The sequence below is a fragment of the Sporolactobacillus sp. PKPK-6 genome (assembly GCF_056678885.1).
Genome location: NZ_JBWXPA010000003.1, coordinates 65,977 through 91,571, shown reverse-complemented (window position 1 = coordinate 91,571; position 25,595 = coordinate 65,977). Strand labels below are relative to the sequence as shown.

At 46.9% G+C, this 25,595-nt stretch carries 19 protein-coding genes, 12 tRNA genes and 3 rRNA genes; 32 read left to right on the top strand and 2 right to left on the bottom strand.

Going from position 1 to position 25,595, the window contains the following annotated elements:
• The first annotated feature begins 25 nt into the window (after positions 1 to 25).
• From AC1MBV_RS16525 to rrf, 25 genes are all read left to right on the top strand, one after another.
• A complete protein-coding gene (locus AC1MBV_RS16525; RefSeq protein WP_255749049.1) occupies positions 26 to 1,030 on the top strand; it encodes a LolA family protein in 1,005 nt (334 codons plus the stop codon).
• A 303-nt stretch (positions 1,031 to 1,333) separates the two neighbouring features.
• Entirely contained in the window at positions 1,334 to 2,524 is a 1,191-nt protein-coding gene (gene alr / locus AC1MBV_RS16520; protein WP_480948817.1) for an alanine racemase, read from the top strand.
• Positions 2,525 to 2,680: 156 nt separating this feature from the next.
• Positions 2,681 to 2,959, top strand: coding sequence for a CopG family ribbon-helix-helix protein (locus tag AC1MBV_RS16515; protein ID WP_023509569.1), 279 nt, complete (start codon positions 2,681 to 2,683; stop codon positions 2,957 to 2,959).
• Between the two features lie 3 nt (positions 2,960 to 2,962).
• On the top strand, positions 2,963 to 3,313 hold the full coding sequence (locus tag AC1MBV_RS16510; RefSeq protein ID WP_255749051.1) for a type II toxin-antitoxin system PemK/MazF family toxin: 351 nt from the start codon (positions 2,963 to 2,965) through the stop codon (positions 3,311 to 3,313).
• Positions 3,314 to 3,621: 308 nt separating this feature from the next.
• The gene (locus AC1MBV_RS16505; protein ID WP_255749062.1) at positions 3,622 to 4,623 is read left to right on the top strand and encodes a PP2C family protein-serine/threonine phosphatase; all 1,002 of its coding nucleotides are present in this window, start codon (positions 3,622 to 3,624) and stop codon (positions 4,621 to 4,623) included.
• A gap of 64 nt (positions 4,624 to 4,687) precedes the next feature.
• On the top strand, positions 4,688 to 5,026 hold the full coding sequence (locus AC1MBV_RS16500) for an STAS domain-containing protein (RefSeq protein WP_255749052.1): 339 nt from the start codon (positions 4,688 to 4,690) through the stop codon (positions 5,024 to 5,026).
• Positions 5,019 to 5,498: an anti-sigma B factor RsbW gene (gene rsbW, locus AC1MBV_RS16495; RefSeq protein WP_255749053.1), complete on the top strand. Its 480-nt coding sequence runs from the start codon at positions 5,019 to 5,021 to the stop codon at positions 5,496 to 5,498. The genes AC1MBV_RS16500 and rsbW overlap by 8 nt, the downstream gene beginning before the upstream one ends.
• Entirely contained in the window at positions 5,470 to 6,258 is a 789-nt protein-coding gene (gene sigB, locus AC1MBV_RS16490) for an RNA polymerase sigma factor SigB (protein ID WP_255749054.1), read from the top strand. The genes rsbW and sigB overlap by 29 nt, the downstream gene beginning before the upstream one ends.
• A gap of 114 nt (positions 6,259 to 6,372) precedes the next feature.
• Positions 6,373 to 8,529 (top strand): Tex family protein, encoded by a 2,157-nt coding sequence (locus AC1MBV_RS16485; RefSeq protein ID WP_480948816.1) that lies wholly within the window; start codon positions 6,373 to 6,375, stop codon positions 8,527 to 8,529.
• Positions 8,530 to 8,561: 32 nt separating this feature from the next.
• Positions 8,562 to 9,035 (top strand): SprT family protein, encoded by a 474-nt coding sequence (locus AC1MBV_RS16480; RefSeq protein ID WP_255749056.1) that lies wholly within the window; start codon positions 8,562 to 8,564, stop codon positions 9,033 to 9,035.
• A gap of 155 nt (positions 9,036 to 9,190) precedes the next feature.
• Positions 9,191 to 9,265: transfer RNA gene (locus AC1MBV_RS16475), tRNA-Asn, on the top strand.
• Between the two features lies 1 nt (position 9,266).
• Positions 9,267 to 9,358 (top strand) — tRNA-Ser (locus AC1MBV_RS16470).
• Between the two features lie 6 nt (positions 9,359 to 9,364).
• A tRNA-Glu gene (locus tag AC1MBV_RS16465) sits at positions 9,365 to 9,439 on the top strand.
• A gap of 21 nt (positions 9,440 to 9,460) precedes the next feature.
• Positions 9,461 to 9,536 (top strand) — tRNA-Asp (locus tag AC1MBV_RS16460).
• A 55-nt stretch (positions 9,537 to 9,591) separates the two neighbouring features.
• A tRNA-Gln gene (locus AC1MBV_RS16455) sits at positions 9,592 to 9,666 on the top strand.
• 3 nt (positions 9,667 to 9,669) lie between these two features.
• Positions 9,670 to 9,741 (top strand) — tRNA-Lys (locus tag AC1MBV_RS16450).
• A 6-nt stretch (positions 9,742 to 9,747) separates the two neighbouring features.
• Positions 9,748 to 9,832: transfer RNA gene (locus AC1MBV_RS16445), tRNA-Leu, on the top strand.
• Positions 9,833 to 9,845: 13 nt separating this feature from the next.
• A tRNA-Leu gene (locus AC1MBV_RS16440) sits at positions 9,846 to 9,931 on the top strand.
• A gap of 9 nt (positions 9,932 to 9,940) precedes the next feature.
• Positions 9,941 to 10,017, top strand: a tRNA-Arg gene (locus AC1MBV_RS16435).
• A gap of 4 nt (positions 10,018 to 10,021) precedes the next feature.
• Positions 10,022 to 10,098 (top strand) — tRNA-Pro (locus tag AC1MBV_RS16430).
• 5 nt (positions 10,099 to 10,103) lie between these two features.
• Positions 10,104 to 10,177: transfer RNA gene (locus tag AC1MBV_RS16425), tRNA-Gly, on the top strand.
• Between the two features lie 10 nt (positions 10,178 to 10,187).
• Positions 10,188 to 10,264 (top strand) — tRNA-Ile (locus AC1MBV_RS16420).
• 217 nt (positions 10,265 to 10,481) lie between these two features.
• A 16S ribosomal RNA gene (locus AC1MBV_RS16415) occupies positions 10,482 to 12,030 on the top strand.
• A gap of 239 nt (positions 12,031 to 12,269) precedes the next feature.
• Positions 12,270 to 15,197, top strand: a 23S ribosomal RNA gene (locus tag AC1MBV_RS16410).
• Between the two features lie 73 nt (positions 15,198 to 15,270).
• A 5S ribosomal RNA gene (gene rrf, locus AC1MBV_RS16405) occupies positions 15,271 to 15,387 on the top strand.
• The 16S, 23S and 5S rRNA genes sit together here with 12 tRNA genes alongside, the layout of an rRNA operon.
• An 814-nt stretch (positions 15,388 to 16,201) precedes the next feature.
• Here the strand turns inward: rrf and AC1MBV_RS16400 are convergent.
• A complete protein-coding gene (locus AC1MBV_RS16400) occupies positions 16,202 to 16,663 on the bottom strand; it encodes a MarR family winged helix-turn-helix transcriptional regulator (RefSeq protein ID WP_255748421.1) in 462 nt (153 codons plus the stop codon).
• Positions 16,664 to 16,898: 235 nt separating this feature from the next.
• Between AC1MBV_RS16400 and AC1MBV_RS16395 the strand changes: the two genes are divergently transcribed.
• From AC1MBV_RS16395 to tsaD, 5 genes are all read left to right on the top strand, one after another.
• Positions 16,899 to 18,572, top strand: coding sequence for an alpha-keto acid decarboxylase family protein (locus AC1MBV_RS16395; RefSeq protein ID WP_480948815.1), 1,674 nt, complete (start codon positions 16,899 to 16,901; stop codon positions 18,570 to 18,572).
• Between the two features lie 304 nt (positions 18,573 to 18,876).
• Positions 18,877 to 19,344, top strand: coding sequence for a tRNA (adenosine(37)-N6)-threonylcarbamoyltransferase complex ATPase subunit type 1 TsaE (gene tsaE, locus AC1MBV_RS16390; protein ID WP_255748417.1), 468 nt, complete (start codon positions 18,877 to 18,879; stop codon positions 19,342 to 19,344).
• The gene (tsaB, locus tag AC1MBV_RS16385; RefSeq protein WP_255748416.1) at positions 19,325 to 20,014 is read left to right on the top strand and encodes a tRNA (adenosine(37)-N6)-threonylcarbamoyltransferase complex dimerization subunit type 1 TsaB; all 690 of its coding nucleotides are present in this window, start codon (positions 19,325 to 19,327) and stop codon (positions 20,012 to 20,014) included. Before tsaE ends, tsaB begins: the two co-directional genes overlap by 20 nt.
• Positions 20,015 to 20,016: 2 nt before the next feature.
• Positions 20,017 to 20,472: a ribosomal protein S18-alanine N-acetyltransferase gene (gene rimI, locus AC1MBV_RS16380; protein WP_255748415.1), complete on the top strand. Its 456-nt coding sequence runs from the start codon at positions 20,017 to 20,019 to the stop codon at positions 20,470 to 20,472.
• Positions 20,469 to 21,497: a tRNA (adenosine(37)-N6)-threonylcarbamoyltransferase complex transferase subunit TsaD gene (tsaD, locus tag AC1MBV_RS16375; protein ID WP_255748414.1), complete on the top strand. Its 1,029-nt coding sequence runs from the start codon at positions 20,469 to 20,471 to the stop codon at positions 21,495 to 21,497. The genes rimI and tsaD overlap by 4 nt, the downstream gene beginning before the upstream one ends.
• Before the next feature lie 350 nt (positions 21,498 to 21,847).
• On the opposite strand, the gene AC1MBV_RS16370 is transcribed toward tsaD, so the two are convergent.
• Positions 21,848 to 23,797: an ABC-F family ATP-binding cassette domain-containing protein gene (locus tag AC1MBV_RS16370; RefSeq protein ID WP_480948814.1), complete on the bottom strand. Its 1,950-nt coding sequence runs from the start codon at positions 23,795 to 23,797 to the stop codon at positions 21,848 to 21,850.
• Positions 23,798 to 24,078: 281 nt separating this feature from the next.
• Here AC1MBV_RS16370 and AC1MBV_RS16365 point away from each other — a divergent pair, with 281 nt between their 5' ends.
• Together AC1MBV_RS16365 and map are read left to right on the top strand one after the other, a co-directional pair.
• Entirely contained in the window at positions 24,079 to 24,723 is a 645-nt protein-coding gene (locus AC1MBV_RS16365) for a redox-sensing transcriptional repressor Rex (protein WP_480948813.1), read from the top strand.
• Positions 24,724 to 24,836: 113 nt separating this feature from the next.
• On the top strand, positions 24,837 to 25,592 hold the full coding sequence (gene map / locus AC1MBV_RS16360; protein WP_255748411.1) for a type I methionyl aminopeptidase: 756 nt from the start codon (positions 24,837 to 24,839) through the stop codon (positions 25,590 to 25,592).
• Positions 25,593 to 25,595: the final 3 nt, after the last annotated feature.

Sequence of the window (25,595 nt, the reverse complement as noted above, 5' to 3'; positions counted from 1 at the left end):
ATAGAGGCAAAGGGGTTGGAGATACATGAAAAAGTGGTCGGCATTATGGCTTGGCGCGATCCTGGTTTTGGCGTTATTAACCGGATGCGGCACCAAATCGGAAAAAGATGTCATTAATGATCTGAACAAGCGCTATGAAAATATCAACAGCTACTCAACCGATGCAGTCATGACGTTCCAGCATAATGGGAAGAAACAAACGTACCAAGTTAATGTCATGTATAAGAAACCAAACTATTACAAAGTTGCGCTCAGTGATGGGAAAAAAGAGAACAAGCAAATGATCTTACGCAATAAAGAAGGCGTCTTTGTCCTGACTCCGGAATTAAATAAGAGCTACCGGTTTGAAAGCGACTGGCCGAATAATCGAAGCCAAGCATATCTGTACCACTCGCTGGCAAAGGATATTTTGAATGATCCGAATCCGGGATTCACGGCAAAAGATAATCAGTACGTTTTTAAAACCAAAACCAATTACAATACCACACAGCTGGCCAATCAAACGATCTCTTTGAAAAAGGATCTGACTCCAAAAAATGTTCAGATCAAGGATAAGGATGAGAATGTCGTGGTAACGGTCAAATTCAAATCCTTTAAAGTGAATCCGTCACTGAATAACAAAACATTTGATGTAAAAACGAACATGACGGCGGCCCGTATTACGAAAACACAAACGACAACGGCGGAAAATGCCTCGTTCAAGCTTTTGTATCCGACGGCCATGCTTTCAGGAACCAAGCTTGCGACCGTGAAACCGCAAACCACTCAAGTCGGCGATCGTTATGTTTTAAAATATGAGGGCAAGAAACCGTTCACGCTCATTGAATCAAAAAGTCGGACCTCGGTAAGTTCCGTACCGACGATTGCAACCGGGAGCCCTGAAAATCTTGGATTTGCCATTGGTTCCAGCGGAGATAAATCATTATACTGGTCTTATGGGGGAACGGATTACTTCCTCGCTTCAGATAAATTGACACAAGATGAAATGATGACCATTGCTCAGTCTGTCAACGGACTTGCAACGAAATAACAAATAACTGCCGGCGCTCCGCTCCTCGTGATCGGGCGCTTTTTTGCTTGCATAACAGCACTTCGTCTGGCTGAGAAAACCAAATCGAGGTGCGTGTTTTATTATAAAAGCTTTAGGGCAAACGGATTACAAAATCATCTTTCGTTTTTTTGCGAGAAGTGCTTAAATAGGAATAGAAAACCTTGTCGAAACAAGGCGATGAGGAAGGCTTATTTACTTGCTTCACTTGTTTGTGATGAGCGAATGGCGAGCGGAAAACCTTCCTGTAAATTTTATTCAATGGATTGGGTGGTTGAGCCAGCGATGACAGCTACATCTTTTTATAGAGAAACATGGGCGGATATTGATCTGGACGCGGTAGCGAACAACGTCCGAAATATGAAGACACGTATTCCGGAGGATGTTGCTTTGCTTGCAGTCGTTAAAGCAAACGGATATGGACATGGCGCGTTGCAGGTCGCACGAACCGCGCTGGATAACGGCGCATCCTGGCTTGCAGTTGCTCTGTTCGATGAGGCACTTGCCCTTCGTAAGCAAGGTATTGAAGCGCCAATCCTAGTGTTGTCGCCTATTCCGCCCCAGCATGTCAACCATGCGGCCAAGTATCATATCGCTCTGACTGTGTCTGACGGAGAATGGGTTAAACGCGCCCGGGAAAACTATACTGCTGAACAGTCCGTGTCCCTGCATATTTCCTGTGACACCGGCATGGGCAGAATCGGTATCCGCAACAAGGACGAAGCATCCACACTTGTCAGCGAAATCAGGCGGGATCCCCGTTTTGTCATTGAGGGAATGTTTACGCACTTCGCTACAGCCGATCAGGATGACGAAGCTTACTTTAATGAACAGTACGGACGTTTTGAAATGATGGTAGACTGGATTCAGGAGCTTGGTGCACGCCCTGCAGTGATTCATTGCGGGAACAGCGCGACAACCTTGAAGTATCCTGCAGAAAGACGTCACTTGTTTAACATGGTTCGCTATGGCATCGCGATGTACGGCCTGTCTCCTTCCCCTGAAATGGTCAAACAGCTGCCCTTTGTATTGAAACGAGCCATGTCGCTGCACAGCCGATTGACCTACGTAAAACAAGTGGAAAAAGGGTCGTTTATCGGATACGGTGCAACGTACCAAGCCTCTGATGATGAATGGATCGGCACTGTGCCGATAGGCTACGCAGACGGCTGGCTCCGGGGATTTCACGATACCGATGTTCTGATCGACGGTCAAAGATGTCCGATTGTCGGACGGATTTGCATGGATCAATTCATGTGCCGGCTTCCGCGCGCATACCCTGAAGGAACAGAGGTAACCTTAATCGGGAAAAATGGCGCTGAGGAAATCACGGCAGACGAGAGGGCTCAGCAGCTGCAAACAATAAATTATGAAGTAACCTGCACGATTCACCCCCGCATTCCACGGGTTTATTGGAAAAACGGAAAGAAAATAGCGACAAGCAATCCGATTCTAACTGCCGCAGATGAAACATGATCAATAAATCAGCAAAAAAATGAAAAAAATAACACAATTAAGCATAGAAGTACTCGATTTTTGGCGAAAATAGCTTTGCAAAACAATTTTGAAATGGTAACATGAATTTTAGATCAAAAAAAGATATATTCTGACGAAAGTGGTGGGGGTGCAGGCATGTCGGAATCAAAGATAAAGGAAATCATGCTGAGTTTGCCGCAACATTTATTGAACGAAATTGATGGAATGGCGAGTCGGGACAAGATGAATCGCAGTGAATTTCTCCATCGCGCCATCAGACTGTATCTGCGTGAGCGTAACAGGGGCTATGTCCGTGAAATTATGCGTCAGGGCTACATGGAAATGGCTAAAATCAACCTTAACATTGCTTCTGAAGCATTCCTCGCTGAGGAGGAGGCAGAGATCACTATGGAACGCTCCGTCAGCGGGGTGTAACTGGTGATTGTTAAGCGCGGCGACGTCTACTTTGCAGATCTTTCACCAGTCGTTGGATCAGAACAAGGCGGTGTACGCCCGGTCCTGATCATACAGAACGACATTGGCAATCGCTTTAGCCCAACGGTTGTAGTAGCGGCCATCACCGCACAAATTCAAAAAGCCAAATTGCCGACTCATGTGGAGATCGATGCGAAAAAATACGGCTTTGATCGTGACTCGGTCATCCTGCTCGAGCAGATCAGAACCATTGACAAGCAGCGACTGACGGATAAAATCACGCATTTGGATGAAGAAATGATGAGTCGAGTAAACAAAGCGATTCAAATCAGTCTCAGTTTGATTGATTTTTGAATCGCATACATACACATAAATGAACGAAGAGCGCCTTTCCCATCAGAAAGTCGCTTTTTTTGTGGGAATCAATTCAGTCCAGCCTATTTGCTCAATATGGGAATTTTTGTTGAATTTTGCTGTTCATATTTTTTGCCATAATCGTCAATTCATGAAATAATTAGGTACCGAGTTTGCATTTTTGATTGTTTGTTATTTCGACAGAAAAGGTGATTGAAACCGTTCTATTTAGTTGAGTTAGACTATTCATTAATTAATTAGCTTTTTAGTCTATGGGTGTTCGGAAGGAGTGGGCTACAGTGGGTACAATGGAAGAAGAGCCGCAGCTTGCTGCATATCGAGATTTACTCGCACATTACGTTGCTCAAAGTTCAGAACCGAATATGGAGGAATGTGAGCAGCTGAGCGAATACTTGCATGAACATGGGGTTTCTCCTGATGATCTTGTCGAACTGCATCTTGATGCATTGAAACAAATCGTTATAAACCCTGATCGCGTGATACTCCGATCCATTGACTTTTTAATAAAGATGATGTCGGGATACGGCCGCGATTATAGGGAACATCAAGCGCTTAAAAACCGCCAGAAGCTGTTAGACACCGAGATTGATGTTGCTGCTGAGGTACAGAAGGCACTTCTTGAAGGGAAAGTTCCAAGCTGTTCTTTTGCGGACATCGGCGCGGTTAGTGTACCGGCGAAAAAGATGAGCGGAGACTACTATCGCATTGTGAACGATGGAAAACGATTGGCAGTCACGATTGCCGATATCGTTGGAAAAGGTATCCCGGCAGCTATGTGTATGTCGATGATCAAGTACGCAATGGACAGCCTTCCTGAAAATAAATCGGGGGCTCCATCGGCAATTCTTTCAAGTTTGAATCGTGTCGTTGAGCGCAATGTTGATCCAAGTATGTTCATCACCATGTTTTACAGTGTCTATGATCCTGAGACTCATATTTTTTCAAATTCTTCAGCAGGTCATGAACCAGGTTTTTATTATTCGGCACGCGAGAACCGATTTGTCGATCTGGAAGCTAGAGGACTATCGCTTGGACTCACTCCTGAATCCAAGTATAGGGAGTGGGCTCGGAAAATTTGGCCTGGCGATATGATTTTCCTTCTGACCGACGGAGTAACCGAAATTCGGAAGGATCACGATTTTATTGAACGCAAACAGATCGTGGAAATCATCCGCAAATCGATGCATTTGCCCGCCTCACGCTTGGTACGGCATGTTATGTATGAATTAAAGAAGATGCAGAAATGTTCATTTACTGATGATTTTACATTTATTGCGATGAAGTTTTAGGTTTTGCCTATTCTGATATTGGGTATGGATCATTTAAAGATGCTTTGCATGCAGGAGGATGAACATGAATATATCAATTGAGCGGGAAGCAAAAGGAGAGAAACTTTATCTTGTCGCTGTGGAAGGAGAAATCGATGTATTCACAGCACCGGAATTAAAGAAAGGCTTGCTTCCTTTAACAGAAGTTGAAGACGGTGAATTGATTTTAGATCTCAATGAGACAAAATATATGGACAGTACAGCACTTGGCGTTATTGTTGCTGCACTCAAATCGGCAGTCAAACACAATTGCCGATTTTCTGTAATTGGTATGACGCCGCGAATTAAAAGACTGTTTGAAATCACCGGATTAATGGATCTTCTTACGAGAGCACAGATAAGCGGGGGGAGCGCAAATGACTGAAACGAGTGATGTGATTCGGCTTAGCATTCCGGCAAAACCTGAATTTGTCGGAATTGCGCGGCTTGCATGTTCTGGAGCGGCAAGCAGAATGGGCTATTCGTTCGACGCGGTTGAAGATATCAAGGTTGCGGTGTCCGAAGCCTGCACGAATGCGGTCAGTCATGGATACAAACAAAATGGGATTGGTCAGATCCAAGTTATTATGGAATGTGGTAAAGAGGCGCTGACACTTACTGTTCTGCATAACGGAGAGAGCTTTGATGCGAGCGAAGCACTGCAGAAACTGAGGCCGATCGATCCTTCCGCCGATCTTGACGATGTCAATGAGGGAGGACTGGGTCTCTTTTTGATCAATGCGCTTATGGATCAGGTAACGATCAGTACGGAATGCGGTGTAGCTGTCCGAATGGTCAAGTATGTAACCAGAGACGGGGTGGAGCGCATTGCCAACAAAGTCTCAACAACAGAATGAGATTCAGAAATGGATCGCTGATTTTCAAAAAAATCCTGAGGATGAACAGCTTCAGACGAAAATAATTCGCCGTTATGAGAAATTGGTCGGTGCACTTGCCAGCAAATTTGCTAAGAACAGCGATGTACGCGAGGATCTTTATCAGGTCGGCATGATTGGGTTAATCGCAGCTATTAAGCGATTTGATCCTGCAGTTGGCGGCAGCTTTGAATCTTTTGCTGTTCCAACAATCGTCGGAGAAATAAAGCGCTACATTAGAGACAAGACGTGGAGCGTCCATGTGCCAAGACGTGTCAAAGAACTCAGTCCGAAAATCCGACGTGCGACCGAAGCACTGACAAACTCCCTCCAGCGTTCTCCGAGGATTGATGAAATTGCTGAAGCCATTGGTGAAAGCGAGGAAAGTATTCTTGAAACCTTAGAAATGGCTCGAGGATACAACACCTTATCCGTGGATTCAAAGATCGATGGAGATCCGGAAGGTACAGCGATGACACTGCTTGATATTGTCGGTAAGCAAGAGAACGGCTATGAGCTGGTACACAAGAAGCTCATTCTAACCGAAGCGTTCCAGGTCCTTTCGGAGAGGGAGAAAAAGATCTTGATTTGCACCTATTACGACAATCTCAGTCAAAAAGAAACGGGTGCACGCTTAGGAATTTCGCAAATGCATGTCTCTCGTCTGCAAAGAAGTGCCCTTCGCAAGTTAAGGGATAATCTTCCTCGGAAAGACGAAGTGGGACTTTCAATTAACAAGTGATCGTTTATTCAGGCAGCTCGTTATAGGGACGAGCTGTTTTTGTTTTACCTATTCTGTTTACTCAGACGAACAAATCTGTTTTCTGATATGATAGATGGGAAGGGGACGATTATAATGGACGAAGTTGTTTTACATATAGCAAAAAAGCTGAATATTTCTGCGCCACAGGTAGCACGCACCATTGAACTCCTGGAGGATGACAATACCATACCTTTTATCGCACGCTATCGGAAAGAAATGACCGGTGGGCTGGATGAAGTTCAAATTGAAAAAATACAAGATTCCTATACATACAGCAAGCAATTAGATAAACGCAAGATCGAAGTCATTAACCGGATTGAAGAGCAAGGCAAATTGACTGATGCGCTCAAACAGAAGGTTAATCGGGCATTGACTTTGCAGGAAATAGAAGATCTTTATCTTCCTTATCGACAGAAACGGCGTACACGTGCGTCTATTGCAAAGGAAAAAGGACTGGAGCCATTAGCTGATTGGCTGATGCGCTTGCCTTCTGATCCTGTGGAGCCCTTTGCCGAACGGTTTGTTTCCGATCAGCTTCAAGTGGCATCAGCTGAGGAAGCATTGCAAGGAGCATTGGATATTATTGCTGAACGCCTTGCGGAACGTGCAGAATTGCGTGCGTTGGCACGCAAGCGAACGGCTGAACAGGGAATGATTCATGTTCAGGTGAAGCACCAGGAACTTGATGAGAAGAATGTGTATGCCAATTATTATGCCTACGAAGAGCGGATAAAAACACTTGTTCCTCACCGGATTTTAGCGATTAATCGCGGGGAAAAAGAAGAAATACTCAAGGTATCTGTAGAAGCACCTGAAGGATCGATTCTCCCTGCGATCAAACGTGCATTGAATCCGGGAAAGCAAACGACGGCAGAGGGGTTGCTGAATGCATGTGCTGAGGATGCGTACAAGCGATTAATTGCACCATCCGTTGAGCGGGAACTGAGACAGGCATTGACAGAAAGGGCCGAGCAGCAGGCGATTCATATTTTCGCAGAGAATCTTCGCGGTCTGCTTCTTCAGCCGCCGCTGAAGGAGCGGACCGTACTCGGTGTTGACCCTGCCTATCGCACAGGCTGCAAGCTTGCTGTTGTCGATCCGACCGGCAAAGTGCTGGACATTTCACTTATTTATCCAACACCGCCTAAGTCGGATATCGAAGGGGCAAGGAAAAAGGTTCTGGAACTGGTTGAACGGTACCACATCAACATGGTTGCGATTGGCAACGGCACGGCATCGCGTGAGACTGAGGCATTCATTGCCGAGACACTGAAGCAAGTGTCCGATCATAAACTTTTTTATATGATTGTTAATGAAGCAGGCGCAAGCGTTTATTCTGCTTCTGCACTTGCACGCGAAGAATTTCCGGATCTGCATGTTGAAGAACGCAGTGCCGTGTCCATTGCGCGAAGACTTCAAGACCCGCTTGCGGAACTTGTAAAGGTCGATCCAAAATCTGTTGGGGTCGGTGAATACCAGCATGACGTGTCACAGCGAGAATTAGCAAAATCGCTCCAATTTGTCGTAGAGACGGTTGTGAATCAGGTAGGCGTTAACATTAACACAGCTTCGCCTCAGCTGCTTCAATATGTTGCTGGACTGTCGAAAACGGTAGCAAGTAACGTAGTTGCAGAACGGGAGAAGCTCGGCAAATTTGAAAGCCGGCTTCAACTGAAAAAGGTTCCGAGGCTTGGCGCACGTGCTTTCGAACAATCGGCAGGATTTTTGCGGATCAGCGGAGGAAAAAATCCGTTGGATAATACGCCGATTCATCCGGAAAGCTATAATGTTGCAGGAGATTTGCTCAAAAAAGCAGACTGCGATGCCGACAAAATCGGAACTGAGGATCTGATTGACAAATTGCGGGCATTGGATGTGACACGAACTGCCAATGAACTCTCTGTTGGCGAACCGACCTTGCGCGATATGATCGAGGCACTGATTCGGCCAGGTCGCGATCCACGCGATGACCTGAAAAAACCACTGTTGAAGACCGATGTTCTAAAGATGGACGATTTGAAGCCGGGTATGCAGCTGGAAGGAACGGTTCGTAATGTTGTGGATTTCGGTGCATTTGTTGATATTGGAGTGAAACAGGACGGTCTGGTTCACCTGTCAAAGCTTGCCTCACGCTTTGTTCGCCATCCGCTTGACGTTGTTCGTGTTGGTGAAATAGTCACCGTTTGGGTGGAACAAGTGGACGCAGAAAAGGGACGTATCTCATTAACAATGGTAGCTCCCAACAAATAAATGCAGAATTGATGACCCGTGGAGGTGAGGTCATGACTGATGAAGAACTTCAAAAGCTTGTAGAACAGGTATCGATGGAGAGCTTTCATCGTCCTTTTCGTCATCAGGCGATTTTTAACTCAAGGCTTCGAACAACCGGTGGACGTTATTTGCTGAACTCGCACCGGCTCGAATTCAATGCCCGTCAGCTCAACTATTTTGGATTAGAAGCCTTTTTGAAAATCATTAAACATGAATTGTGTCATTACCATCTCCATCTGCTTGGTATGGGTTATCGTCATAGGGATGCCGATTTCCGCACGTTGCTGGCAAGGGTGGGCGGTTCAAGGTTTTGCGAGGCAATTCCTAACACGCGCAATGGTTCGGGCGTTCGTTATCATTATCAATGTTCCGCATGTGAAACAAACTTTTATCGTAAGAGAAAATTAGATACTGCACGCTATGTTTGCGGTGCATGCGGCGGTACACTTCAATTGCTCAGCAAGACACGTATCAATCAATTTTAAATAAGATTAAAAATAGGGTTGACGCGGGATGTTAATCTGTGTTAAATTATTTAAGTCGTCAAAAGGACAAGCGATTGTGTCGCTCAAAACCTTGTTGACAAGTGAATGAACACAGTGTAGAATAGCATATGCATTTGTTTTTTTGAACCACTTATTCCACAGTAGCTCAGTGGTAGAGCAATCGGCTGTTAACCGATCGGTCGTAGGTTCGAATCCTACCTGTGGAGCCATGGAGAAGTACCCAAGTCGGCTGAAGGGGCTCCCCTGCTAAGGGAGTAGACGGTGTAAATCGTGCGAGGGTTCGAATCCCTCCTTCTCCGCCATTTTATGGCCCGTTCGTCAAGTGGTTAAGACACCACCCTTTCACGGTGGGTTCATGGGTTCGAATCCCGTACGGGTCACCATTTATAATAAGAATTATTTGAGGATCCGTGGTGTAGGGGTTAACATGCCTGCCTGTCACGCAGGAGATCGGCGGTTCAAATCCGCTCGGATCCGCCATTTATTAATTAGTTGATAAAAGAAAACGATATGTGTTCCTATACATAATTGTTTTTGGCCCATAGCCAAGCGGTAAGGCAACGGTTTTTGGTGCCGTCATGCGCTGGTTCGAATCCAGCTGGGCCAGCCACATGAGCCACTAGCTCAGGGGTAGAGCATCTGACTTTTAATCAGAGGGTCGAAGGTTCAAATCCTTCGTGGCTCATTTTATGCGGGTGTGGCGGAATTGGCAGACGCGCTAGATTTAGGATCTAGTGTTTTCCAACGTGGGGGTTCGAGTCCCTTCACCCGCACCAATTAATTGAATATGCGGTCGTGGCGGAATGGCAGACGCGCTAGCTTGAGGGGCTAGTGGAGGCAACTTCGTGGAGGTTCGAGTCCTCTCGACCGCACCATATTATTTTGCGCCCTTAGCTCAATTGGATAGAGCGTCTGACTACGGATCAGAAGGTTGGGGATTCGACTTCTCTAGGGCGCACCATTGTCGGGAAGTGGCTCAGCTTGGTAGAGCATCTGGTTTGGGACCAGAGGGTCGCAGGTTCAAATCCTGTCTTCCCGACCATATATGCGGGTGTAGTTTAGTGGTAAAACAAGAGCCTTCCAAGCTCTGGTCGTGGGTTCGATTCCCATCACCCGCTCCATTATTGTAATGGGCCTGTAGCTCAGCTGGTTAGAGCGCACGCCTGATAAGCGTGAGGTCGGTGGTTCAAGTCCACTCAGGCCCACCATTATTATTTAATGTATATGAATGTTCCTTGAAAACTGAACAAAAGCCAAGCGTGATATAAGGGTTTTAAACCCCATAATCAATTCAATTTTGCTATGGATCTTATGAGCTTCCACAGGATGTGGTGACTTCTGCGTTGTGCACAGGACGTGCACGACCTTAGCAGAAGTTCCACTCTTTGGAAGTACGACAATAAAGTAAGTAAGTATGCAACACACTTTTTGGAGAGTTTGATCCTGGCTCAGGACGAACGCTGGCGGCGTGCCTAATACATGCAAGTCGAGCGCATAGAAGGGAGCTTGCTCCCGGAAGTGAGCGGCGGATGGGTGAGTAACACGTGGGTAACCTGCCTGTCAGACTGGGATAACTGTGGGAAACCGCAGCTAATACCGGATAATCCCCTGCACCGCATGGTGCAGGGCTGAAAGATGGTTTCGGCCATCACTGACAGATGGGCCCGCGGTGCATTAGTTAGTTGGCGGGGTAACGGCCCACCAAGACAGCGATGCATAGCCGACCTGAGAGGGTGATCGGCCACATTGGGACTGAGACACGGCCCAAACTCCTACGGGAGGCAGCAGTAGGGAATCTTCCACAATGGACGAAAGTCTGATGGAGCAACGCCGCGTGAGCGAAGAAGGTTTTCGGATCGTAAAGCTCTGTTGCCGGAGAAGAACGTGCGGGAGAGGAAATGCTCTTGCAGTGACGGTATCCGGCCAGAAAGCCACGGCTAACTACGTGCCAGCAGCCGCGGTAATACGTAGGTGGCAAGCGTTGTCCGGAATTATTGGGCGTAAAGCGCGCGCAGGCGGCTTCTTAAGTCTGATGTGAAATCTTGCGGCTCAACCGCAAACGGTCATTGGAAACTGGGAAGCTTGAGTACAGAAGAGGAGAGTAGAATTCCACGTGTAGCGGTGAAATGCGTAGATATGTGGAGGAATACCAGTGGCGAAGGCGGCTCTCTGGTCTGTAACTGACGCTGAGGCGCGAAAGCGTGGGGAGCAAACAGGATTAGATACCCTGGTAGTCCACGCCGTAAACGATGAATGCTAGGTGTTAGGGGGTCCAACCCTTAGTGCTGAAGTTAACACATTAAGCATTCCGCCTGGGGAGTACGACCGCAAGGTTGAAACTCAAAGGAATTGACGGGGGCCCGCACAAGCAGTGGAGCATGTGGTTTAATTCGAAGCAACGCGAAGAACCTTACCAGGTCTTGACATCCTCTGACAAGTCTAGAGATAGGCCGTTCCCCTTCGGGGGACAGAGTGACAGGTGGTGCATGGTTGTCGTCAGCTCGTGTCGTGAGATGTTGGGTTAAGTCCCGCAACGAGCGCAACCCTTGATCTTAGTTGCCAGCATTCAGTTGGGCACTCTAAGGTGACTGCCGGTGACAAACCGGAGGAAGGTGGGGATGACGTCAAATCATCATGCCCCTTATGATCTGGGCTACACACGTGCTACAATGGGTGGTACAAAGGGCAGCGAAACCGCGAGGTCGAGCTAATCCCATAAAGCCACCCCCAGTTCGGATTGCAGGCTGCAACTCGCCTGCATGAAGCCGGAATTGCTAGTAATCGCGGATCAGCATGCCGCGGTGAATCCGTTCCCGGGCCTTGTACACACCGCCCGTCACACCACGAGAGTTTGTAACACCCGAAGTCGGTGCGAGAACCTTTATGGACTCAGCCGCCGAAGGTGGGACAAATGATTGGGGTGAAGTCGTAACAAGGTAGCCGTATCGGAAGGTGCGGCTGGATCACCTCCTTTCTAAGGAAACGATCAATAGCGAAGCGCTTGGACTTTTGTTTGGTTTTGAAGGAATCATTCCTTCACCGGCGTGCCGAAAGGCAGCCTTGAACCTTGAAAACTGGATAACGAAAGCAACGAAAGAAAGTCAAGAAACATCCAAGAAGATTATTGAATTGATCTTACGATCAAGAAACTAATCATAAAGGCAGGCATTGTGAGCCATGACGAAGCAATTCGCCGCTCATGATGCAGGCAGTGGTTAAGTTTTAAAGAGCGCACGGTGGATGCCTTGGCACTGGGAGCCGATGAAGGACGGAACGAACGCCGATACGCTTCGGGGAGCTGTAAGTAAGCATTGATCCGAAGATTTCCGAATGGGGGAACCCCCTATCTTGAACAGATAGGATGCTCTGCTGAATCCATAGGCAGAGTAAGGCAGACCCGGGGAACTGAAACATCTCAGTACCCGGAGGAAGAGAAAGCAAATGCGATTTCCTGAGTAGTGGCGAGCGAAAGGGAAACAGCCCAAACCAAAGAGCTTGCTCTTTGGGGTTGTAGGACACTCCACATGGAGTCAGAAATGCACGTTTCAGGCGAACGACCTGGAAGGGTCGGCCAAAGAAGGCAAACGCCCTGTAGCCGACGGAACGTGCACTCCGGAGTGGATCCTGAGTACGGCGGGACACGAGAAACCCCGTCGGAATCCGGGAGGACCGTCTCCCAAGGCTAAATACTCCCCAGTGACCGATAGTGAACCAGTACCGTGAGGGAAAGGTGAAAAGCACCCCGGAAGGGGAGTGAAAGAGATCCTGAAACCGTGTGCTTACAAGTAGTTGGAGCCCCCTTCGGGGGGTGACAGCGTACCTTTTGTAGAATGGACCGGCGAGTGACGATTCTAAGCAAGGTTAAGCTGAAGAGGCGGAGCCGCAGCGAAAGCGAGTCTGAATAGGGCGTTTTAGTTTAGGGTTGTCGACCCGAAACCGTGTGATCTACCCATGTCCAGGGTGAAGTTCAGGTAACACTGAATGGAGGCCCGAACCCACGCATGTTGAAAAATGCGGGGATGAGGTGTGGGTAGGGGTGAAATGCCAATCGAACACGGAGATAGCTGGTTCTCCCCGAAATAGCTTTAGGGCTAGCCTCGGATGAGTGAGACTTGGAGGTAGAGCACTGATTGAATAAGGGGTCCCCACAGGATTACCGAGTTCAGTCAAACTCCGAATGCCAAGCCCTTACGTCCGGGAGTCAGACGGCGAGTGATAAGATCCGTCGTCGAAAGGGAAACAGCCCAGACCGCCGACTAAGGTCCCTAAGTTTGTGCTAAGTGGGAAAGGATGTGACGTTGCCCAGACAACCAGGATGTTGGCTCAGAAGCAGCCACCATTTAAAGAGTGCGTAATAGCTCACTGGTCGAGTGGCGTCGCGCCGAAAATGTAACGGGGCTAAGCACAGCACCGAAGTCGCGGATGACCGTAAGGTCATGGTAGGGGAGCGTTCCAAGGGCATTGAAGATGTGCCGTGAGGCATGTTGGAGCGTTTGGAAGTGAGAATGCCGGTATGAGTAACGAAAAGAGAAGTGAGAATCTTCTCCGTCGAAAGCCTAAGGGTTCCTGAGGAAGGTTCGTCCGCTCAGGGTTAGTCGGGGCCTAAGCCGAGGCCGAAAGGCGTAGGCGATGGACAACAGGTTGATATTCCTGTACCAGCGTTTCACGTTTGAGTGATGGGGGGACGCAGGAAGGTAAGGCGAGCGCACGGATGGAAGTGTGCGTTCAAGCCGCGAGGCCGGCAGCGAGGCAAATCCCGCTGCTATCCGCCAAACGGTGATGAGGAGGGAACTTAAGTACCGAAGCGCCTGATCCTACACTGCCAAGAAAAGCCTCTAGCGAGTGAAACGGTGCCCGTACCCAAACCGACACAGGTGGGCAAGAAGAGAATTCTAAGACGCTCGGGAGAACTCTCGTTAAGGAACTCGGCAAAATCACCCCGTAACTTCGGGAGAAGGGGTGCTCGTCGGACCTACGGGTCCGATGAGCCGCAGTGAAAAGATCCAAGCGACTGTTTACCAAAAACACAGGTTTCTGCTAAACCGTAAGGTGATGTATAGGGGCTGACACCTGCCCGGTGCTGGAAGGTTAAAAGGAGAGGTTATCCTTCGGGAGAAGCTTTGAATTGAAGCCCCAGTAAACGGCGGCCGTAACTATAACGGTCCTAAGGTAGCGAAATTCCTTGTCGGGTAAGTTCCGACCCGCACGAAAGGTGTAACGATTTGGATACTGTCTCAACGAGAGACCCGGTGAAATTATAGTACCTGTGAAGATGCAGGTTACCCGCGACAGGACGGAAAGACCCCATGGAGCTTTACTGCAGCTTGATATTGGATGTGGGTATCGTTTGTACAGGATAGGCAGGAGCCTTGGAAACCGGACCGCTAGGTTCGGTGGAGGCATCGGTGGGATACTGCCCTGACGATATCGACATTCTAACCCTGAACCGTGATCCGGTTCGGAGACAGTGTCAGGCGGGCAGTTTGACTGGGGCGGTCGCCTCCTAAAAGGTAACGGAGGCGCCCAAAGGTTCCCTCAGAATGGTTGGAAATCATTCGCAGAGTGTAAAGGCACAAGGGAGCTTGACTGCGAGACCTACAAGTCGAGCAGGGACGAAAGTCGGGCTTAGTGATCCGGTGGCACCGCATGGAAGGGCCATCGCTCAACGGATAAAAGCTACCCTGGGGATAACAGGCTTATCTCCCCCAAGAGTTCACATCGACGGGGAGGTTTGGCACCTCGATGTCGGCTCATCGCATCCTGGGGCTGAAGTAGGTCCCAAGGGTTGGGCTGTTCGCCCATTAAAGCGGTACGCGAGCTGGGTTCAGAACGTCGTGAGACAGTTCGGTCCCTATCCGTCGCGGGCGTAGGAAATTTGAGAAGAGCTGTCCTTAGTACGAGAGGACCGGGATGGACACACCGCTGGTGTACCAGTTGTTCCGCCAGGAGCATACGCTGGGTAGCTATGTGTGGACGGGATAAGTGCTGAAAGCATCTAAGCATGAAGCCCCCTTCAAGATGAGATTTCCCATGATTTTAAATCAGTAAGACCCCTTAGAGATGATGAGGTTGATAGGTCTGAAGTGGAAGCACCGTGAGGTGTGCAGCGGACAGATACTAATCGGTCGAGGGCTTAACCCAGAATACCTTGGATTCACTTGTTTTGTTTCGATTGCTTTCGTTACCGGTTTTGAAGGCTCATGCGAGCCGGAAGTCTGGCGGTCATAGCGAAGAGGTCACACCCGTTCCCATCCCGAACACGGTCGTTAAGCTCTTCTGTGCCGATGGTAATTGGGGGCTGTCCCCCTGTGAGAGTAGGTCACTGCCAGGCAATGGAAAAACACGCATTTCTCAATTTTGAGAGGTGCGTGTTTTTGCTTTTACATGTATGTACAAGGTTTAAGAGCTTGCCCCACTGGTACGACGATAAGGTGATACGTTGCTTATTCCCAATCCGCACTTATCGGTTGGGCGATCAGTTAAGTGCCTAATCTGATAAATAGAGGGAAAAACTCCGCTTAATTAGAAAATGAACGAAAAAATAGCTTAAATAGACGGAGAAATTCCGCTTATTAAATCGAAAAACGTGAAAATGGACGTTTTTTCTTTGCATAACCGGAAAAATTACCCTTATTTACCGGCGAAACAAGCCCCATGGTGCATATAACCGGAAAATCTCCGCTTATTATACCCGTTAACTAATGAAGGACCAGAATGCTTAATGAAACAGAGGTAGGATGAAGGAGCTTTCATATGTAAGGGAACCTTCGCAAGTGTAAAGGAGCTTTCGTTAAATACGCATACGTCCTGTATGCAACGCAAAAGCCATCACATCCTGTGATCCTGTGAGAGTACATCCTGTATGCACCGCATTCTGCGGAAGTATGCACCGGGCGCTTTTTGCCCGGTTTTTCTAAGATTCTGTTGTTAAATTTAAATAGTTATTTTTAAGGAAATCTTCCTTCGTCCAGGTTCCCTATTTTTATTCAACGAACACACCTCGTTTAATGCTCAAAATGTAAAAGACAGCACCGATAACCAGGCAATCTTCACTAAGTGAGAGTCTCGTATTGTGGCGTTAAAGCGATAGTGAACGGATTGCTCGCACGGAGAATAGTGCGCTCTAAGCATACCTATAGTGTCCATTAGTGAGTTTTGCCTTGAGTTTGATCAATAGCTCTACTTTTAAATTGTGCATTAAATTGCTGCTGCCCCGGACGGACTTTTGCAAGGGCGTTCATGACATCAATCCACGCTTCTTGATAATTAGGTCCGAGAGAATTAAAGATTGTCTTCATCTGCTCTCTTTGCACATGACTAAGTTTGCTTTCAAGCTGCTTGCCTTGTTCCGTCAGATAGAGCAGTTTGTAGCGTTTATCATAATCCGCCTGAACCATCGTAATCAGATTTTTTTCCGATAACACTCTGAGCGGTGCATTAAGCGCTTGCTTTGAAACCTCGAGGATCGAAAGAAGATCGTTCACGGTTATCCCTGGGACCTGAGCAATAAAATAAAGAATGCGATGGTGCACACGCTGTATACCATATTTTTCAATTATTTGGTCCGGTTTCTCAGTAAAAGTTCGATATCCGAAATAGAATAGCATAAGAACCTTATTCAGCTGCTGTTCTTCCTCATTCACGTTTTTCTAACTCCTTTCGTTCTGACCTAGTAGTATAGCATAAAATAAGGACCAATGTCTCACTCAATTTTTAAATAGGACAACATGGTTGACTTATTGGGCGCCCCAGACTATACTTCCTATAAAGGTCAACAATATTGACCTAATAATCTTTCATCAAAGATTATTTTTATAATTAAAAGTGAGGCGATCGGAAGAAATGAGTACAACGTACACGATTGGACGTTATTTAGTCGACAGACTAGGTGAGCTCGGCATTCGACACATTTTTGGTGTGCCCGGGGATTACAATCTTTCATTTCTTGATACAATCATTGAGCATCCGGCACTTGACTGGGTAGGAAACTGCAACGAATTGAACGCAGCTTATGCTGCAGATGGATATGCGCGCATACACGGAATTTCCGCACTGGTAACTACGTTCGGCGTTGGTGAATTAAGTGCTGTGAACGGAATTGCAGGTTCACGAGCTGAACAGGTGCCAGTGGTTAAGATTACAGGATCTCCTGCATCAAAGATTGCAGAAGAAGGTCGTCTTGTTCACCATACATTAGGTGATGGTGAATTTAATCATTTTTCGAAAATGTATAAGGAAGTCACTGCCGCCCAGACAACACTAACAGCAAAGAATGCAACAGAAGAAATTGACCGGGTACTAAGAGTTTGCTGGTACGAAAAGGCACCGGTTTATATTAATCTTCCGGTAGATATACATGCACTTCCGGCGGAGCAGCCAAAAGAACCTTTGCTTAAAGAAGAACCCGCAGCATCCGCCCATACGATTAGCGAAATGCTCGAAACACTTGTTCCTGTAATTGAGAAGGCAAAGTCACCAGTCATTTTGGCCGACTATCAAGTTTCCCGGTTTCATGCTCAAGAAGCATTGAAAAAATTTGTGGAAGCGACTGGTTTCCCTATAGCAACACTGAGCATGGGAAAAGGTGTCTTTAATGAAGAACATCCTCAATTTATTGGCGTCTATAGTGGAAAAACAAGTCCCGATTATTTACGAAATCGGATTGATCACGCAGACTGTATTCTAAGTATTGGGGTTAAGTTCACCGATTCGATTACCGGTGGTTTCTCACAAGGCTTCAATGAGAATGTTGTCATCCACATATCACCCAAGAATGTAAACTATTTGAATAGAACTTTTTCAAAAATACCTATGGATGAATCGCTCAATCAATTGGCAGGAATTCTAAAAAAACATGATTTTCCGGATCTGAATATTATTCCAGTTACAAAGCAGCAGAGAGTAGAGCCTTTCTATGTAGAAGAGAATCAGGCGCTGACACAGAAACGTTTCTGGGAAATGATTCGACTTTTCATCCAGAAAGATGATGTGGTTGTTGCTGATCAAGGCACTTCATTTTTTGGTGCTCAGACGGTCCCTCTTAAAGAAAATGTTACCTATATTGGACAGCCGCTATGGGGATCAATCGGCTATACATTGCCAGCGACACTCGGCACACAGCTGGCTGATCTATCACGACGTAATCTTTTGCTGATTGGTGACGGTGCATTTCAATTAACTTTTCAGGAAATTTCGACCATGTTACGCGAAAATCTTCATCCGATCATTTTCGTGATCAATAATGACGGCTATACTGTTGAACGCTCAATCCACGGACCTGAAGCTCCATACAATGATATTAAAATGTGGCGCTATGCAGATATCCCTGCTGCTCTCGGTGGAAACAAGAATTTTAAAAGCTACAAAACGAATACAGAATGCGAACTTGCTGATGCCCTTAAGGACATTGCTGAATCACCGGATATTTTGCGATTTGTCGAGGTCGTTACTCAGAAAATGGATATGCCAGAATTATTGACCACCCTCGGTAAAGTTTTTGCTGCTCAGAATGACTGAATTTAATAGTGTCCAATAAAGATGGTAATAAGAAGAGGGCGTTTCAAAAGTCTATTGACTGCGAAACGCCCTTTAAAATTACGTATGTTTCGGGATTAAACTATTCGATTTGAAAAAATCCACAAATGACCGTGAAATTTGACTAACTATAGTCTGCTCTATTGTTAGGATTATTCCTTACAGACATCGTTGTGAAGAAAGAAATTGTTGTTTAATTATGGTACACTTAAAATATATTTGGTGAAGGATGCCAGTCATTTTAAAATTAATATTATGGCATAAAGCTATTGAAAAGGTGAACGTTATGCATCAATGGATCACACATTCTCCTGAAGAGACCATGAGTTTTTCCGAGCGTCTGGCGACTTTCCTAAGACCTGGTGATGTCTTGACCTTGTCAGGAGATCTCGGCGCGGGTAAGACTGTTTTTACCAAAGGTCTTGCCAAGGGCCTCGGTATCCAAGAGATGGTGAACAGCCCGACATTTACTATTGTTAAAGAATATCAGAGTGGGCGCTTGCCCCTTTTTCATATGGATGTGTACCGGATAAGCGATGAGGAGGATATCGGTCTGGAGGATTATTTTGATCAGGATGGGGTGACCGTGATTGAGTGGGCGGAGAACATCCCTTCGTGGCTTCCCGATGATCTTTTATCTGTTACAATTGAGCGTGTGAACGAACAGGAGCGAAGGATCACATGCAAAGCAAGCGGCAGCAGATCTGAGCATATAAATGAGGAGATATCAAACGATGAACGTGCTAGCGATTGATTCATCCAATTTAGTGATGGGTGTCGCCGTGACAACGGAACAGAAAGTGCTTGGCGAGTTGACGACGAACAGCCGTAAAAATCATTCGGAGCGTCTGATGCCTGCCATCGCGCAGATGATTAAGGCAGCCGGACTTGAGCCGGCAGACATCGATCGTATCGTTGTGGCTGAAGGCCCGGGTTCCTACACAGGACTTCGTATAGGCGCAACCATTGCAAAAATGCTGGCTTGGACACTGAAAAAAGAACTGGTCGGCGTTTCAAGCCTTGAAGTGGTTGCTCAAAATGGACGTGGTTTTGAGGGCTATATCGCACCGTTCTTTGATGCGCGGCGCGGTCAAGTGTTTGCCGGGTTGTATGAAGAGAAAAACGGCGAAATTGTTTCAGTTGTTCCCGATCAGCTTGTAATGATTAATGATTGGATATCTGAATTACGAAAATTGGGCAAACCGATACTTTTTCTCAGCAATGATTTAGACAAATGGGGTGAATTAGTATCCGCTGAAGCCTACGCGGAACTTGGAGATATCACTCAGAATGTGCCTAAGGCGGCAGAACTTGCCCGAATTGGCGCAAAAAAAGAGCCGGTATCCGATATACATCATTTTCTGCCGGCATATCTTCGCTTAGCTGAGGCTGAAGCGAAGTGGCTGGCGAAACAGGAGCGATAAGCATGCCGGATCTAGAATCAGTAAACATCCGACCGATGACCGCGGAGGATATTGATCAGGTTATGGTCGTGGAGTACAGTGCTTTCGATGTGCCGTGGTCAAGACAGGCATTCGAAAATGAGATCAGCAGCAATCATTTTGCTGCTTATTTCGTTGCCGAGCTTGCCGGGAAGATCATTGGTTATTGTGGAGTCTGGGTCATCGTTGACGAAGCGCATATAACTAATTTAGCGGTACTTGAAGGTTATCGTGGATTCAAGGTGGGCGAATCGCTGCTGCGCCAGGTTATTCTCTATGCGGTATCCCAGCAGGCACGTTCCATGAGTCTTGAGGTACGTGTCAGCAATGAGATTGCACAGAATTTGTATCGTAAGGTCGGATTTAAAAACGGCGGTATCCGTAAAAACTATTATTCAAACAATGGGGAAGATGCGCTAGTCATGTGGGTGAGACTATGAAAATAGATATGAATCAAAAGACATTAATTTTGGGAATTGAAACGAGCTGCGATGAAACGGCAGCTGCCGTTGTCGAGAACGGTACGATCATCCGCTCAAGCGCGGTTGCCTCACAAATTGATATCCACCGACGTTTCGGCGGTGTTGTTCCTGAGGTGGCATCCCGTCATCATGTGGATCAGATCACGGTTATTTGTGAGGAAGCGATGGATAAGTCCGGAGTATCCTGGGGCGACCTGGATGCGATTGCGGTGACCCAGGGGCCGGGATTAATCGGTGCACTGCTCGTAGGTGTGAACGGTGCAAAGGCACTGGCATATGCGCATTGTCTGCCTCTTGTCCCGGTTCATCATATAACCGGGCATATTTACGCCAATCGTTTTGTTCGTGAACTCGAATTTCCGCTGATTGCACTGGTTGTTTCAGGCGGACACACCGAGCTCGTTCACATGAAGGAACACGGCTCGTATGAAGTCATTGGTACAACACGAGACGATGCCGCAGGCGAAGCGTTTGACAAGGTTGCGCGAACGCTCGGGCTACCCTATCCCGGCGGACCGGAAATTGACCGTTTGGCTAAGGCAGGCAAGCCGGTCATTGATTTTCCGAGGGCATGGCTGGAGGAAGGTTCGCTGGATTTCAGCTTCAGCGGATTGAAATCTGCAGTCATCAATTATGTCCACAACGAGCAGCAGCGTGGTCATGACTTGAATTCCGCCAACATTGCGGCCAGCTTTCAAGCCAGTGTCAGTGATGTACTCGTTAAGAAAACACTGATCGCAGCGGAACGGGTTCATGCGAAACAAATTCTTGTTGCAGGCGGTGTTTCTGCGAACAGTGCAGTTAGAACTGAAATGGAACAGGCCGCACGTACTCGGGGAATTCCTCTGATTATTCCACCGCTGAAGCTGTGTACAGACAATGCAGCAATGATTGCAGCATCCGGAACAATCGGGTTTCTGAAAGGGACGCGCGCCGACCTGTCACTGAATGGGAAAGCAAACCTGGCGATTGAAGACTTTTAACTAAACAGTAACCCAAAAGCGGAGATGAACTAAACTCCTGAAATTGGGCAATGAAGATCCAACATTGAGGGTTCACATCAAGAGCAGAGAGAGATTCCTGCTCTTTTTTTATTTTTTTATTTCGTGCAGGTTGAGCAGATCACAAAAATTTGAAATACGAATGCCTGTTGATTGTTCGTGGATAAATCCAAAAAAATAGCTTATGCACAGGTGGATAAGTTGTTTTGAAAATAGCAATCAGGGAGTTATACACAATGGTTGTGCATAACTCCCTGATTTAACTGAATAAATTGGGGATAACCACATATGTTTGTGGATATGTCCTCTTCTTAGTGTGGATAACATCATTATCAATCTAATTCGTCTAATTCGAGCTGAGCGGATTCCCAGTCTTCCATCATCTTAGCGACTTTCGCTTCATCCTGTTCGATTTGCGTCTGAGTTTCTCTTGACTTTTTTGAGTCGCTGAAGACTTCCGGATCGAGCAGTGCTTGTTGATTGTGCTCAATTTGTTCTTCCAGCTTGCTAATATCAGTCTCTGCTTGTTCGATAAAACGTGCAAGCTGACGTTTTTTCTTTTTCAATTCCTTTTCTTTTAAAAATTGTTCCTTTCCGTCCCCGATCACAGGCTCATTTTTTTGTGCGGCTGTCGTCTGTGCCTCCAGCTCTGCAATCTGTTCCTGTTCCAATTTCTTGTCGACATAATAATCATAATCGCCGAGATACTCGGTAATTCCTTCGCGCGACAGTTCGAAAATGCGATCGGCAATGTTATTGATAAAATAACGGTCGTGAGAAACGAACAGAATCGTTCCCGGATAGTCAATTAGGGCTCCTTCGAGGACCTCTTTGCTGTCCAAGTCAAGATGGTTGGTTGGTTCATCGAGGATCAGCAGATTGTCATGGCGCATCATCAGCTTGGCCAGCATGAGACGTGCCTTCTCACCACCGCTTAATTGGGAAACCATCTTTGACACATCATCACCGGAAAACAGGAAGCCGCCGAGCACGGTCCGAATATCGCCTTCAGGCTTTAACGGATAATCGTCCCATAATTCATTAAGTACGGTTTTCGTTGGATTGAGGCTCTTTTGTTCCTGATCATAATAACCGATGCTGACATGGCTGCCGAGACGCACCTCACCTGAACGGAGCGTTGTGCCGCCGTCAATCGCTTTAAGCAGCGTTGATTTGCCGATCCCATTCGGGCCGACTAATGCAACGCGATCTCCTCGGCTGATCTGAAAGCTGAGATCAGATATCATGGGTTTCTGATCGTCGTAGCCGACATCAAGATGAGAAACCGCGAGCACATCACGACCGCTTTGCTGTTCAATATCGAAGGTAAAGGTAGCCGATTTGGCGTCGCCCATTGGACGATCCATAAGATCCATTTTTTCTAATTGTTTGCGTCGGCTTTGCGCTCGTTTTGTCGTCGAAGCACGTACAATATTTTTCTGAACAAAATCCTTCAGTTTTGCTACCTCTTTTTGCTGCTTATCATAGGCTTTCAGTTCACTTTCAAATTCTGCCGCGCGCACTTCCAGATAACGCGAATAGTTCCCTGTGTATTTGCGCACTTTATGTCTGGTAATTTCATAGACCTTTGTCGCAATTTTATCGAGAAAATATCGGTCGTGAGAGACGACAAGCACACTGCCGTTGTAGCGCTGCAAGTAACCTTCCAGCCATGATAGCGTTTCAATGTCCAAGTGGTTGGTTGGTTCGTCAAGAATCAGCAGATCCGGCTTGATGAGCAGGAGCTTGCCGAGCGCAAGCTGAGTCTTTTGCCCACCGGATAAATTGCTTACTGGCGTCTCATCGGGAAAGCCACCGAAATTCAAGCCGTTCAGCACGCTGCGTGTTTCTGCCTGGTAAGTGAAACCGCCTTTTTCGCGGAAGTCTGCTTGCATTGCATCGTAAGTCTTCAGCAGCTGATCGTAATCTTTAGGATTAGCAAAGCTGCCGGGATCCGCCATCTGTTCTTCCATCTTACGCATTCTCTTCTCAAGTGCGATAAGGGGCCCGAACACAGACAGCAATTCATCATAGATTCCGCGCGTCGAGTCGAGTGTGGCATTCTGCGGCAGGTAGCCCATTGTACGGTCTTTTGGCATGATGATCTCACCGCTGTCCGCACTCATTTCTCCGGCAATAATTTTAAGCAGCGTTGATTTGCCAGCGCCGTTACGGCCAACCAGCGCAACGCGTTCTCCAAGCTGTACTTCTATGGAGATATTAGATAAAACAAGATCAGTTACAAAGGATTTACTGATCTCATTGGTTTGTAAGAGCAACACAGATTTTCACCTCAGAAAGATTAGGAATAGCGGTCGATTTTCCGGAAGCAGGATGTTTGCTTCGGAATCTGTACACATAATAAGATAGATATGTTCATTGTAGCCTACTCGTAAATTATTCGGCAACTGCGGAGGCATGCAATGTTGGATTAAGACAAATTCGATCATGATTGTGAAATAAATAACAAAAATAATGATGATTATAGTATAGTTGAACTAGAGACACAGATAAATGATGGCAACACGATCTGTTTTGTAAAATTGGGGGGGAAGACCCGGTCATGGCGAACCAAAATGTACCTCAGGCGACTGCCGAGCGGCTGCCGCTGTACTATCGAACACTGCAGGGCTTGGTTGCAGTAGGAAAAACGCGTATTTCATCTTCGGAATTCGGAGATCTTGTGCAAATCGATTCAACAACGATTCGCAAGGATTTTTCTTATTTCGGTGCGCTCGGAAGAAAAGGATACGGCTACGATACGCAGCATCTGATGGATTTTCTAAGGAAAACACTTTATCAAGATGAATTGTCAAAAGTGGTCCTGATTGGTGTCGGACATTTGGGCACTGCACTGCTCAATCACAACTTTCAAAAGAATAACAATACCAAGATCGTGAAGGCCTATGACATTGATCCTTCGCTTGTCGGTACGGAAGTCAGCGGTACGGAAATTTATGCAATGGATACGTTGGCAACCGACGACAATAGTGACATAACAGCCGCTATTTTAACTGTTCCAGCTGCACACGCGCAGGAAGCAGCGGAAATGGCGCTTGCATCAGGCATTCACGGATTTTTAAATTTTTCTCCGACGACCTTGTCTCTGCCGGCAAACGCTTATGTCCGTCATGTGGATATGACGGTTGAACTTCAGGCGCTGATTTATTTTCTTAATCATTCGATGGAAGAAAGGAATTCTAAATGATTAAGTGGTAAAATACAGGTGCATAGCATTAACTGGTTAAGAATCAACGCATGCGCGGACAGTGAGCAGTTCGTTCGCGCTTATGCGGTTTAAAAATAAGGTGGAATGCAGGAATGATTCAATTAAAATCACAAAATGAAATTGCTGAAATGAAAAGATCCGGTCAGCTGCTTGCTCGAGCGCATCAGCATATTAAAAAAATGATTCGTCCCGGCGTGACGACCTGGGAAATCGAAGAGTTTGTAAATGAATTTCTTGAAAAGCACGGCGCGATTCCTGAAGAAAAGGGATTTCAGGGCTATAAGTATGCGACCTGCGCTTCAGTTAACGATGAAATCTGCCATGGCTTTCCGAATAAAAAGCCTCTGAAAAATGGAGATATCGTCACGATCGACATGGTCGTTAATCTGAACGGCGCGATGTCGGATTCAGCGTGGAGCTATGCAGTCGGTGAAATTTCTGATGAGGCGAAGCATTTGCTGAAGACAACGGAAGAATCGCTTTATGAAGGTATTAAACAAGCGGTTGTCGGAAACCGGCTCGGCGATGTCGGCTACGCTATTCAAAAATATGCCGAGGATCGCGGACTCAGCGTTGTTCGTGAATTTGTCGGCCACGGTATCGGACCGACAATGCACGAAGATCCGCCGGTTGCACACTATGGCCGCCCTGGTCGCGGTCTTCGCCTTAGAGAAGGCATGACGATTACGATTGAACCGATGTTGAACATTGGTGACTGGCGTTCAAAGGTTGATGATAACGGTTGGACGGCACGCACGATCGACGGTTCATTGTCCGCACAGTACGAACACACATTGGCGATCACGAAAAACGGTCCGGAAATTCTGACCGCACTTGATGAAGAATAAAGA

What these genes read in the sequence shown, in the direction of transcription:
- AC1MBV_RS16485 (WP_480948816.1), top strand. Translation starts at nt 6,373, where the DNA reads ATGGACGAAGTTGTTTTACATATAGCAAAAAAGCTGAATATTTCTGCG.
- alr (WP_480948817.1), top strand. Translation starts at nt 1,334, where the DNA reads ATGACAGCTACATCTTTTTATAGAGAAACATGGGCGGATATTGATCTG.
- map (WP_255748411.1), top strand. Translation starts at nt 24,837, where the DNA reads ATGATTCAATTAAAATCACAAAATGAAATTGCTGAAATGAAAAGATCC.
- rsbW (WP_255749053.1), top strand. Translation starts at nt 5,019, where the DNA reads ATGACTGAAACGAGTGATGTGATTCGGCTTAGCATTCCGGCAAAACCT.
- AC1MBV_RS16500 (WP_255749052.1), top strand. Translation starts at nt 4,688, where the DNA reads ATGAATATATCAATTGAGCGGGAAGCAAAAGGAGAGAAACTTTATCTT.
- AC1MBV_RS16480 (WP_255749056.1), top strand. Translation starts at nt 8,562, where the DNA reads ATGACTGATGAAGAACTTCAAAAGCTTGTAGAACAGGTATCGATGGAG.
- AC1MBV_RS16505 (WP_255749062.1), top strand. Translation starts at nt 3,622, where the DNA reads ATGGAAGAAGAGCCGCAGCTTGCTGCATATCGAGATTTACTCGCACAT.
- AC1MBV_RS16400 (WP_255748421.1), bottom strand. Translation starts at nt 16,663, where the DNA reads ATGCTATTCTATTTCGGATATCGAACTTTTACTGAGAAACCGGACCAA.
- AC1MBV_RS16395 (WP_480948815.1), top strand. Translation starts at nt 16,899, where the DNA reads ATGAGTACAACGTACACGATTGGACGTTATTTAGTCGACAGACTAGGT.
- AC1MBV_RS16365 (WP_480948813.1), top strand. Translation starts at nt 24,079, where the DNA reads ATGGCGAACCAAAATGTACCTCAGGCGACTGCCGAGCGGCTGCCGCTG.
- tsaD (WP_255748414.1), top strand. Translation starts at nt 20,469, where the DNA reads ATGAAAATAGATATGAATCAAAAGACATTAATTTTGGGAATTGAAACG.
- rimI (WP_255748415.1), top strand. Translation starts at nt 20,017, where the DNA reads ATGCCGGATCTAGAATCAGTAAACATCCGACCGATGACCGCGGAGGAT.
- AC1MBV_RS16525 (WP_255749049.1), top strand. Translation starts at nt 26, where the DNA reads ATGAAAAAGTGGTCGGCATTATGGCTTGGCGCGATCCTGGTTTTGGCG.
- tsaE (WP_255748417.1), top strand. Translation starts at nt 18,877, where the DNA reads ATGCATCAATGGATCACACATTCTCCTGAAGAGACCATGAGTTTTTCC.
- tsaB (WP_255748416.1), top strand. Translation starts at nt 19,325, where the DNA reads ATGAACGTGCTAGCGATTGATTCATCCAATTTAGTGATGGGTGTCGCC.
- AC1MBV_RS16515 (WP_023509569.1), top strand. Translation starts at nt 2,681, where the DNA reads ATGTCGGAATCAAAGATAAAGGAAATCATGCTGAGTTTGCCGCAACAT.